The sequence below is a fragment of the Rhizobium sp. Rhizsp42 genome (assembly GCF_047304155.1).
Taxonomy (GTDB): Bacteria; Pseudomonadota; Alphaproteobacteria; order Rhizobiales; family Rhizobiaceae; genus Rhizobium.
The window spans coordinates 140362-152084 of record NZ_JBGLYS010000008.1; the positions used below are offsets into that span (position 1 = coordinate 140362).

At 61.0% G+C, this 11723-nt stretch carries 8 protein-coding genes and 1 tRNA gene; 5 read left to right on the plus strand and 4 right to left on the minus strand.

What is annotated here, in order from left to right; genetic code table 11:
* Positions 1–16: 16 nt before the first annotated feature.
* Entirely contained in the window at positions 17–1519 is a 1503-nt protein-coding gene (locus tag ACCD05_RS10825) for a UxaA family hydrolase (protein WP_113235877.1), read from the minus strand.
* Between the two features lie 239 nt (positions 1520–1758).
* Here ACCD05_RS10825 and ACCD05_RS10830 point away from each other — a divergent pair, with 239 nt between their 5' ends.
* A complete protein-coding gene (locus tag ACCD05_RS10830) occupies positions 1759–2670 on the plus strand; it encodes an FCD domain-containing protein (RefSeq protein ID WP_413392566.1) in 912 nt (303 codons plus the stop codon).
* Between the two features lie 826 nt (positions 2671–3496).
* Positions 3497–5209 carry a flagellin gene (locus ACCD05_RS10835; RefSeq protein ID WP_413392568.1) on the plus strand — a complete coding sequence of 571 codons (1713 nt, stop codon included), beginning with the start codon at positions 3497–3499 and terminating at the stop codon, positions 5207–5209.
* 156 nt (positions 5210–5365) lie between these two features.
* On the opposite strand, the gene ACCD05_RS10840 is transcribed toward ACCD05_RS10835, so the two are convergent.
* Positions 5366–5441 (minus strand) — tRNA-Thr (locus ACCD05_RS10840).
* Between the two features lie 133 nt (positions 5442–5574).
* Positions 5575–6546, minus strand: coding sequence for an NAD(P)H-dependent flavin oxidoreductase (locus tag ACCD05_RS10845; RefSeq protein WP_413392570.1), 972 nt, complete (start codon positions 6544–6546; stop codon positions 5575–5577).
* Positions 6547–6792: 246 nt separating this feature from the next.
* Between ACCD05_RS10845 and ACCD05_RS10850 the strand changes: the two genes are divergently transcribed.
* Positions 6793–7980, plus strand: coding sequence for a hypothetical protein (locus ACCD05_RS10850; RefSeq protein WP_413392572.1), 1188 nt, complete (start codon positions 6793–6795; stop codon positions 7978–7980).
* Between the two features lie 40 nt (positions 7981–8020).
* Here the strand turns inward: ACCD05_RS10850 and ppk2 are convergent, their stop codons facing one another.
* Entirely contained in the window at positions 8021–8902 is an 882-nt protein-coding gene (gene ppk2, locus ACCD05_RS10855) for a polyphosphate kinase 2 (RefSeq protein ID WP_413392574.1), read from the minus strand.
* A gap of 206 nt (positions 8903–9108) precedes the next feature.
* Between ppk2 and phoR the strand changes: the two genes are divergently transcribed.
* Both phoR and ACCD05_RS10865 read left to right on the plus strand, forming a co-directional pair.
* Positions 9109–10380, plus strand: coding sequence for a phosphate regulon sensor histidine kinase PhoR (gene phoR / locus ACCD05_RS10860; RefSeq protein ID WP_413392576.1), 1272 nt, complete (start codon positions 9109–9111; stop codon positions 10378–10380).
* A gap of 198 nt (positions 10381–10578) precedes the next feature.
* Positions 10579–11613, plus strand: a complete 1035-nt coding sequence (locus ACCD05_RS10865) for a substrate-binding domain-containing protein (RefSeq protein WP_111561643.1) — start codon at positions 10579–10581, stop codon at positions 11611–11613.
* The last annotated feature ends 110 nt before the right edge of the window (positions 11614–11723 follow it).

The window sequence follows — 11723 nt, forward strand, 5'->3', positions numbered from 1 at the left end:
CTATCGATATTCTTGATTAAAGCGTTGCTCCGAGATGCCAAGGCACGAATTCGTTATCGCCGTAGCCGAATTCCTCGCTCTTGGTTTTCTTGCCCGATGCCGTATCGATGATCAGGTCGAAGATCTCGCGTCCCTTGCCGGATATCGTCGCATCGCCGCTGGCGATCGTGCCGCAGTCGATGTCCATGTCCTCTTCCATCGAGGCATAGAGCGCCGAATTGCTGGAGAGCTTGATGGATGGTGCCGGGCGACAGCCGAAGCAGCTGCCGCGGCCGGTGGTAAACGCGATCATGTTGGCACCGCCCGCGACCTGGCCGGTGGCCGAGACGGGATCGTAGCCGGGTGTGTCCATGAAGACGAGCCCGGGTGCGGTCACCCGTTCGGCATAACCATAAACCGCCGTCAGCGGCGAACGTCCGCCCTTGGCCACAGCCCCGAGCGACTTTTCCAGGATGGTGGTCAGCCCGCCGCGCTTGTTGCCGGGGGAGGGGTTGTTGTCGAGCGAGGCGCCGTGCATCGCCACATATTTTTCCCACCAGACGATCTTCTCGTCGAGCTTGCGAGCGACCTCCTCGCTGACCGCGCGGCTGCGAAGCAAATGCTCGGCGCCGTAGATCTCGGAGGTTTCCGACAGGATCGCCGTGCCGCCGGCCGCTGCCAGAAGATCGGCGGCGACACCAAGCGCCGGATTGGCGGTGATGCCCGAGAAGCCGTCGGAACCGCCGCACTGCATGCCGATGATGATATCGCTGATCGGCAGCGGCACGCGCCGCTCGCGCCCGACATCGTCGGCGATCTCCTTGAGCATGCCCATGGCGCGCTCGACGGCGCGACGCGATCCGCCGGCATCCTGAATGTTGAAATGACGCTTGGAATTGCCGGCGCCGCTCTGGCCGTAGAGCGTCAGCTGGTTGACCTCGCAGCCGAGGCCGATCATCAGCACGCCGCCGAAATTCACATGCCTGGTATAGCCGGCAAGTGTCCGGTGCAGAACGGCCATGCCGTCGCCGGTCGAGCTCATGCCGCAGCCCTGGTCATGCACGATCGGAACGAAACCGTCGATGCCCTCGTAATGCGGCAGGATGGTGCGATTGGCCTGGTCGGCGATGGCGCGACAGACCGTGGTGGAACAGTTCACGCTGGCGATGATGCCGATATAGTTGCGTGTCGCCGAGCGCCCGTCGGCGCGCTTGTAGCCCATGAAGGTGCGTGCGCGGTCCGCGGCGCTTGCTTCCTCCGGCGCCGAATTGGCGGTGGCAGCCAGGCGGTCGTTTTCGAAATGCAGGTTCTGGCTATGGATGTGCTGGCCGGCCTTGACGTCCGATGTCGTGCGCCCGATCGCCTGCCCGTACTTCACCACCGGCTGCCCGAGCGCGATATCGCTGAGCGCGATCTTGTGACCGGGGTCGATCTTCTCCAGCGTTGTTATCCCCGCCACCATCTCGCCGGCGGCGATCGGGGCCGTGGCCACCGCGACATTGTCGCCCGATGACAGGATAATCCAAGGGTCTTTCTTCAACGATCTTCTCCCTAGGGAAACACTCGCTGCATCGGCGAATGCGCATTGCTTTTGTTTTTTATCTACAATAAACATTTTCAAGTCAACGGGATTATTGATCCTGTGGACGAGGGAGGCAAACAGCCGCGGACGATCCAAAATAAGATAAGGATCGCCGAGAGATAAGCTCCTGCCACGCGCCGGCGCCCGCCATTCGCGGGCTTTCGCCGTGTGCCGCAGGGCAACAAGGCGGGGTGTGCATGGCGCGGCAAAACACGGTCTTCAAAGAAGCGTATAATCGCTATGTCGCGGCTCTACGCGCCGATGAGACCCTGCCCTCCGAGCCCGATATCGCCGCCAAGCTTGGCATTAGCCGCAGCACCGCCCGCGCCATCCTGACCCGGCTGGATGAGGAAGGCATCATCAGCTGGAACAAGCGCCAGAAGGTGGTGTTGCGCACGCCGACCCAGGCCGATCTCTTTCCCTCGGAAGAGACCGATTCCCTGCACAACATCATCGAGCGCAGCTTCATGCAGCGCATCCTGTCGGATGATGCAGCCCCCGGCACGCAGATCAACGAGCTGGAGCTCGCCCGCGACATCGGCACCGGCACCACAAGCGTGCGCGAATTCCTCATCCGCTTCTCGCGCTTCGGGCTGATCGAGAAACGGCCGAACAGCCACTGGATATTGAAGGGTTTTACCCGCGAATTCGCGCTGGAGCTCGCCGAGGTCCGCGAGATGTTCGAGCTCCATTCCGCCGCCGAATTCGGCCGGCTGCCTGCCGATAACGAAGCCTGGCGGGCTCTGGCGGAGATCAAGGCCGAGCACCACGCCCTGCTCGATGATCTCGACGGTCGCTACAAGGAATTCTCAGCCCTCGACGAGCGCTTCCATCTGCTGATCCACGGAGCCGCGAAGAACCGCTTCATCGCCGATTTCTACGACGCCATCGCCATCGTCTTCCACTATCACTACCAGTGGAACAAGGCCTTCGCCCGTCAGCGCAACGAACGCGCCATCCACGAGCATCTGGATTATATCGCCGCCCTTGAAGCCGGCGATCCCGTCGCGATCGAGGCCGCCTGCAGGGTGCACCTGCGCTCCGCGCGCCAAACCTTGCTGCAGTCTTTGCCGCAGACTGCGACGGACGCGGAAGCCTTGGCGAAGTAACGCCGAGCGGCGTCGTGCGGGCGAAAAAAAGCCCGCTCAGGGCGGGCCACGTCTCGCGAACTCAATACAATCGATAACGCAATACCAACGAGACAGCTCAACCTACCACCCCGCGCGCCGCCTTGCACTTCGCTCATTCGGATGAGTTTCGCAGGCTGGCATCAGGCAATGGGAGCAGGCGCTTCTTACGGCGTCATGCGTCTCGGCAGATCGAAGCAAGCTCGATCGCAAACGGCTTAGCGCCGGGGAAAATCATTCCATCCGGAAGCACGCGCCTTCGCGAAAACGATCTGCGCCTCACGCCCCAGAAAGAGCAGGCCGAAGATGCCTATGATCGTCAGGATATCCCACATGTGCGCTCTCCCCAATTGCGTTGCGGGCCGTGCCTCAGAGCCCTCATGACACGGCCCGCCCAATCCAAACGCGACCGCCATCACGTTTCAGGACGATCGCACTCATATGCGACATCAATGCGTCGCGGTATCGCGAATTCTGGGGATGTGGCCGTTTGGCGCATCACTTTACGGTGCGCGCGCAAGGGCAAATCGTGAGCGCGGTCGAAATTCTTTCGGCCGGGCCTAATTCCTGAGTTTCCTGATCGAAAACCTCGAAGAGCGACTTGGAGACTACTTGATGGCGCGAATTTTGTGACTTTTTTCGTGGCGGCCACAAGAACAACTCCCGAGTTGTACCATTTTCATCAGATTTAGCTAATCGTATCCATACTTTGTTAACCGTGATTTTCTTAGTTAAGCACCCATAGGCTGCAAGAATCAGCCGAAACGCTCTTCGTTTTAATTCAAGGTTTTATTTATCTGGATCTCCGATGACGTCCCTTTTGACAAACACCTCGGCGCTTGCAGCACTTCAGACGCTTAGCTCTCTCAACTCAGGACTGCAGGAGACCCAAGGCCGGATATCGTCGGGCCTGCGCGTGGAAACGGCGTCCGATAACGCCGCCTACTGGTCCATCGCCACAACGATGCGGTCCGACGGCAAGGCGGTCTCCGCGGTCTCGGATGCGCTGGGAATGGCGTCCGCCAAGGTCGATGTCGCGTATGCCGGTACTGACTCGATCGTCGACGTGTTGACCGAGTTCAAGGCGAAGCTCGTTGCCGCGACGGAAGACGGCGTCGACAAGGCTAAAGTCCAGGATGAATTGAAGCAGCTCAATCTCCAGGCCGAAAGCATCGTGGCTTCGTCGAGCTTCAATGGAGTCAACTGGCTGACCACCGATGCCCCGACACATCTCATGGTCACGGATGATCTCACAGCCTCCGTCATGTCGTCGTTCGTCCGCTCGGATGACGGATCGGTAAAGGTGGAAACGGAAAGCGTGAATCTCAAGCTGAGCAGCATGCTGAACACCGGCGGTGGCGGCATCCTGCAGAAGGAGTTGGGCGGTGTCGGCGATATCGGTGGCTTCCGCGGCACCAACATCAATTCCGACGCCCATCAGGGCCACGAGAACCACAATTTCGCCGGCCCCGCCACCTTCGGTTCGGCGGACTACATCGACTTCGATCTGGTGGTCGATGCGGGAGACTATTCCGCTGGCGAAACCTTTACCGCGCTCAGGATCGACAAGAGCGTGATCGACGCCGCCTTGGGCACGAACGACGGCAAGATTCGCAACGCTTCCGACATGCGCAAGGTGCTCAACCAGGTCTTCTCCGATAACGGCGTCCCCGCGACAGCCAATGAGACGCGTTTCTCCGGTTCGCTGACGGCGGCGAGTTTCGAGATCGCTTCGCTGGAGACCTCTGGTCATCCGGGCTCCAGTATTGACATAACGGGCGTTGCATCGGATTTCGACGGCGTCTACCCGTCCGGCTTCGGGCTCGGTCTGGAGAATGCGCCGCTTGCCAATCACGACAATATGTATCCTGAGGCCCACATGACGTTCGGCCGGTCGTTCACCGTTTCCGAGGAGGCGTCGATCACCTTCGATGTACAGGTTGGTCCCAGCCCGATGCAGACCTACACGATCGACCGGGCGACTGTTGATGCGGCGCTCGGCACGAGCGATGGTTATGTCGGCAATGCCACGGACCTCGCCACCATCATTGCATTCGCCTCGGCGGGCAGCAATCTGGTGGTCGTGCCATCGGGCGATACCATCACATTCTCGGCCGATCGAAGCATCTACCCCGAGGCGGGCAACCACGCCGCCCGCGTCAGCGTTGGCAACGTGCAGTCCGATCCGCCATGGACGCTCGAGTTCGACCTCGACGAGGTCGACGTCACTGGCTCCGCCTTTGGTGTCGATGAGTATCTCACCGGCGTCGAATATATGCTGAAGCGATCGATCGAAAGCGCCAGCACGCTCGGATCGCTGCAGAGCCGTATCGAAGGGCAGACGCTTTTTGCCAGTAAGCTCATGGACAGCCTCGACAGCGGCATCGGCCGTCTCGTCGATGCCGACATGGAGCAGGAATCCTCCAGGCTCGCCGCCCAGCAAACCCAGCAACAACTCGCCATCCAGGCGCTGTCGATCGCCAACTCCGCGCCGAGCGGCATCATCAGCCTGTTCCGGTAATTTCGGAACTTTCGCGCGCCGCGAGCCCGCAGCCATGGCGCGGGCGTCGCTTCGCGCGGCAAAAAGATCCGTGGTGAAAGCAATGGACGCAACCGACGTCGCAGGAATGCGTCGGAACGGCAGGGCAGGTATTCTGTGCTAAGTGCTTGGAAAAAATGGTGCCGCTTGCAGGACTCGAACCTGCGACCCCATCATTACGAATGATGTGCTCTACCACCTGAGCTAAAGCGGCAATCCGGCGGGTGATTTGTGTTCGGCCCGCGATTTGCATGGCGCTGATACAAGCATTGTCGGAAGATTTCAAGCGCCCTGTCACGTCTTTGGTAAAAAAGAACGCGGCTGTGGAAACATACCCCGCGCGCCGTTCAAGCCGGCGAGGGGAGCGCCAGTCGGTCGCGCGCCGCGTCGTATTCCTTTTTCATGCGGTCCACGAGCGCCTCGACGGGTTCGACGGCCTTGATGGCGCCGATGCCCTGGCCGCTGCCCCAGATGTCCTTCCACGCCTTGGCGCCGCCCACTGCCTGTTCGAAATCCATCTTCGAGGCGTCGGCGACCGGCAGGTTTTCGGGGTCGAGGCCGACGGCTTTGACTGAGGGTTTCAGGTAGTTGCCGGCGACGCCGGTGAAATAGTTTGAATAGACGATATCGCTCGATGCGCCGTCGACGATCGCCTGCTTGTAGGCGTCGGAGGCGCGCGCCTCGTCGGTGGCGATGAAGGGGCTGCCGATATAGGCCATGTCGGCGCCCATCGCCTGCGCCGCCAGGATCGCGCCGCCATTGGCGATCGCGCCGGCAAGCAGAAGCGGGCCGTCGAACCATTCGCGGATTTCCTGCACCAACGCAAACGGCGAGAGCGTTCCCGCATGGCCGCCGGCACCCGCCGCTACCGCGATCAACCCATCGGCGCCCTTGCGGATCGCCGAATTGGCGTGCCGGTTGTTGATCACGTCATGCAGCACGATGCCGCCATAGGAATGCACGGCGGCATTCACCTCGGGCACGGCGCCGAGCGAGGAGATGACGATCGGCACCTTGTATTTCACGCAGAGCATCAGGTCGTGCTCCAGCCGCTTGTTCGACGTATGGACGATCTGGTTGACGGCAAAGGGTGCGGCCGGCCTGTCCGGATTGGCGGCGTCGTGCGCTGCGAGATCCTCGGTCATCATCGCAAGCCATTCGTCGAGCTGGCTTTCCGGCCGCGCGTTCAGCGCCGGGAATGCGCCGATCACGCCCGCCTTGCACTGCGCCAGCGTCAGCGCCGGGTGCGAAATGATGAACAGCGGAGAGGCCACCACGGGCAGTCTGAGGTTTCGCGTCAGGATCGAGGGCAGGGCCATGGGTCACCGTGAAGAATTGACGTTTACGAAAACGTCAATGTGATAGCAGAGAGTTTTCGCCAGGAAAAGACCGTGTCGCGGTTCCGCCAACATCGCTTGCTCTATAAAAAGGCCTGCCTTTCGGTATTATCCCCTATTGAACGGGCGCCGTCGGCAGCCTCAGCCTTGCGGTTTGCGGCCTCAGCCGCTACCGCAGTTGCATATTGTTAAGCATATGACGCCTGTCATCAGCACGAAGGACCGGACGTGAGCGGATTAGAAACGGCTATCAGAACGGCGCTAGACAATGCCGATCGCGACAATCCCGAAGTCCGAGCCAAGATCTATCAATCCGCGCGCCAGGCGCTGGAAGCCGGCCTGCGCAAGCAGGACGTCACCGATACCAACGCGATCGCCCATCATCGCCACCGTCTGGAAACGACGATCCACATGATCGAGGCGGAGGAGCGACAGCGCCTTCATCCGCGCCAGGGGCCGCCGGAGGTGCCGGTGCCGCCCGTGGTCGATATCCCGCCACCGCCACCCCCTCGCGCGCCGGATGATTTCGACAGCCCGACGATCGGCGGCGAAACGCGGGCGCCGGCGCCTGACGTCATGGTCGCCGACAATCGCTACGAAGAGGACTCCGGTCTCGGCGGCCTGCATGCCGGCGATGCGGATCATCTGGCGGCGGCTCCCGAACCCTTCGTGGCCGAGAAGAAGCCGGCCAACATGGATTTCCGGCCCGAGCGCGCCGTCGCACGCCGCAAGCCGCGCAAGTTCTTCTCACGCCTGCTTGTCTGGTGCGTCCTGCTCGCCTTCATCGGCATGGGCGCCTGGTGGGCGCACACATCAGGCCTGCTGATGACGGCGGCCGAGCGCGATACCAGCGTCGCCAATCCGCCCGCCACCACCGCGCCGGAGGATTTCAACGGCGCGAGTGACAATCACACCGCCGAAAGCGACGCCAGCCAGGCGCCGGTCATCGATCCGCAGAATTCTTTCTCCGCCGCTTGGCTCGAAATCTTCAAGCCGTCGGATGCCAACAAGATCGTCAAGGGCGCGCAGTCGCGCGTCGAGAGCATTGCCGAAAACGATGGTCCGGCCGTGCGCCTCACCTCGCAAAGCGCCGGCGCCGACGGCAATGTCGGCATCACCGTTCCGCCCGATATCCTGCAGCAGCTCGCCGGCAAGTCCTCGACGATCGCGGTCACTTTGCAATCGACCTCCGACGAGCCGACGCAGATCACCGTCGAATGCGATTTCCAGTCGCTAGGCGATTGCGCCCGCCACCGTTTCACGGTCAACCGCGAAAAGTCGGACGTGCTCCTGCAGGTCCGCTTCGATCGCTCGCTCGCGCCGACCTCGGCCGGCACGCTTCTGATCAACAGCGACGTGGACGGCAAGGCAAGAGGCATCAACCTCTACGCCGTGCGTATCCTGCCCGGCCAATAAGGCGGCCGGGGCGCCGCTCAGTTAGTATGTTTGGCCGCCGTCACTTCAGGAACTTCGGCCCCTGGCCGATGATCTTGTCGTCGAGCTTGCCGATCGCGTCCTTGTCCTTGCCGTCATAGTCGATCGTCTTCAGCATATGGCGGATGAGGTTTACGCGGGCGCGGCGTTTGTCGTTGGCGTGAACCACGGTCCAGGGCGCGAATTCCGTGTGCGTTTCCTTCAGCATCCGGTCGCGCTTTTCGCTGTAGTCGTCCCACTTGGTCAGCGCCGCTATATCCATCGACGACAGCTTCCACACCTTCCGGGGATCATGGCGGCGGTCATGGAACCGCTTCAGCTGCATCTCGCGGCCGATATCCAGATAGAACTTGAAGAAGAAAATGCCTTCGTGGCTGATCACCTTCTCGATCTGCGGTGCCTGCGCGAGAAAATCCTCATATTGTTTCGGCGTGCAGAAGCCCATGATCGGCTCGACGCCTGCGCGGTTGTACCAGGAGCGGTCGAAGAGCACGAACTCGCCCGCCGTCGGAAACTGCGCGATGTAGCGCTGGAAATACCATTGTCCGGCCTCGCGGTCGGTGGGCTTGGTCAGCGCCACCACGCGGGCAAGGCGAGGGTTCATGTGCGCGGAGGAGGCCGAGATCGCGCCACCCTTGCCGGCGGCGTCGCGGCCCTCGAACAGCGCCATCACCCGCTTGCCGGTCGCCTGAAGCCAGAACTGCACCTTCACCAGCTCGATCTGAAGCGCCTTGAGCTCTTCGAGATACTCTTCTTCCTTGAGCTTCTTGTTATAGGGGAAGTCGCCCGATTTCAGCGCCTCCTCGTCCACCCAGTCGGGCAGCACCGGATCGTCCACGTCGAAGACGCGCTTCTTGCCGTTAATATCCAGTTCGACTGATCTGCTTTCGACATCTTCCGACATGACGATCCTCCTCTTTATGTGCGTAGCCGCCAAGGCGAACACATTTCCTTTTGAAAATCAAACCTCTCGGCATCAGTAAAAATTATGTGCGCAGTCGGGGTGCATTGTCGGTTTGCTGGCGGCATCGGTAAACTTCTGTCATGAAAGAGCGCTATCAGGCGAAGTTTGATAGCCAACGAAGAACGAATCGACGTCGCGAGGGACACTTGGAACAGCAAACGCCATGGACGGCCAAACTGACGGCAAAGCTCCGTCGGGAGAGCTTCGTGCTTCTCGTCGCGCTGGCGATTGCGTTCATCGCGGTAACCGCGGGCATGAACGGCTGGGGCGTGCTCGGCCTGCTGGCGATCATGCTGCTTGCCATCATGTGTTCGTCAGAGCCGCGCCCACAAGTGGCCTCGGCGCCACCGGTGTCCGAGGTCGAGGAGCCCGCCGCGCGCAGTCTTCTGCCCGAGGTGTCGGCAACACTTTCGGCGCTCGACATTCCCGTCATGGTGCTGGCGGGCGACGCCTCCGTGCTGTTCCAGAACCGCGCCGCTGAAAAGGCCTTCGGAGAGGTCGTCATCGGCGCGCATATCTCCGCCCGGCTGCGCTCGCCAGGCATTCTCGACATGGTTCGCGAAACCATCGTCACCAATGCGCCGAACCAGATCGAGCACTCCGAACGCCTGCCGTCGGAGCGCGTCTATATTGTCCGCAGCTCACCGGTCGAGCTCGGCGCCGTCGGCGGTGCCAACCATGGTGCGAGCGAGCGGCTTTTCGTCCTGTCCTTCCGTGACATATCGGAAGTGCGCCGCATCGATCGCATGCGCTCGGATTTCGTTGCCAACGCCAGCCACGAACTGCGCACGCCGCTCGCCTCGCTGCGCGGCTTCATCGAAACCATCCAGGGGCCGGCGAAAAGCGATTTCAAGGCGCAGGAACGCTTCCTCGGCATCATGTTCGACCAGACCACGCGCATGAGCCGCTTGGTCGACGACCTCTTGTCCTTGTCGCGTCTGGAATTGAAGTCGCATATCGCGCCCGATGAGAAGGTGGATCTCGTGCCGCTGCTCGGCCATGTCCGGGATGCGCTTCTGCCCCTCGCCAATGACGTCGGCGTCGATATTCAGCTGCATCTGCCGGAAGGCCGAGCCGAGGTGGCGGGCGATCGCGACGAGCTGGTGCAGGTGTTTGAAAACCTGATCGAAAACGCCTGCAAATATGGCCAGGAAGGCAAACTCGTCGAGGTCTTCCTGAAAAATGGCCCCGGCGGACCCGTCGAGGTCACCATCGTCGACAAGGGGCCGGGTATTCCGGCAGAACACGTGCCGCGCCTGACGGAGCGTTTCTATCGCGTCAACATCGAGGATAGCCGCTCAAAGAAGGGCACCGGCCTCGGCCTTGCCATCGTCAAGCACATCCTGACGCGCCACCGCGCCCGCCTGATCGTCAAGTCCGAGGTCGGCAAGGGAACGAGCTTTACCGTCCGATTTTGACATAAAAGACGTCCCGGTCTTTATGAAGTCTGATTTTATCTATGAATTTCAATTGCATAGACTGTCATAAATGTTTCACCGAACTGACATAAAAGCTCTTGTCATCAGGGGCTAAAGAATGCGTGCCGCTGACAGAGACGGCACCGTCAAAGGGCCGTTCAGGCCCCACCCAGACAGTTATAAGCCCGGGAGACTATTATGAACGCTTTTAAACTTACGGTCGCTGCACTTGCTGCTTCCGCCGCTTTCGCAGGCGCGGCTGTTGCTCGCGACCAGGTCCAGGTCAGTGGTTCGTCCACCGTTCTGCCTTACGCCAAGATCGTTGCCGAAACCTTCGGCGAAACCTTCAAGGACTTCAAGACGCCGGTCGTTGAATCCGGTGGCACCGGCGCTGGCCTCAAGGAATTCTGCAAGGGCGTAGGCCCTGACACGATCGACGTTGCCAACGCTTCGCGTCCGATCAACGCCAAGGAACTGGAAGCCTGCAAGGCTGCCGGCGTTACCGACATCCAGGAAGTCAAGATCGGCTACGACGGCATCGTCTTCGCAACCGACTCGTCCAACCCTGACGTCGCTTACGAGCCGGCCGACCTCTACAAGGCTCTCGCCGCTCAGGTTGTTGTCGACGGCAAGCTCGTCGCAAACCCCTACAAGAAGTGGTCGGAAGTCAACTCCAAGCTCCCGGCTGTTGATATCGCTGCCTACATCCCCGGCGAAAAGCACGGCACCCGCGAAGTGTTCGAACTGAACGTTCTCGCTGCTGGCTGCAAGGACTCTGGCGCTCTCGAAGTGATCTCCAAGGAAATCGCTGACAAGGCTGCCCAGAGCAAGGCTTGCGTTGCAGTTCGTAAAGACGGCGCTGCAGTCGACATCGACGGCGACTATCCGGAAACGCTGGCACGCATCGCTGCCAACAAGACCGGTGTTGGCGTATTCGGCCTCTCCTTCTACGAAAACAACGCTGACAAGCTGAAGGTCGCTACCGTCAAGGGTATCGTTCCGAGCCCGGAAACGATCGCTGACGGCACCTACCCGGTTTCCCGTCCGCTGTTCTTCTACGTGAAGAAGGCTCACCTGGGCGTTATCCCGGGCCTGAAGGAATACGTAAACTTCTTCGTATCCGACCAGATGGTTGGCCCTGACAGCCCGCTCGTCGAGTACGGCCTGGTTGCTGCTCCGGACGCTGAGCGCGAAGCGACCCGCAAGTCGGTCGAAGACGGCAAGACCATGTAATAAACTTTGCCGGCGCGGTCCAAAGGGTCGCGCCGGCATTGCCTTTGTCCGCTCTACGGGAGCGGTGAAGCTGAACTACTCCATGATTGGAAGCCGAGATGGCCGAGGCG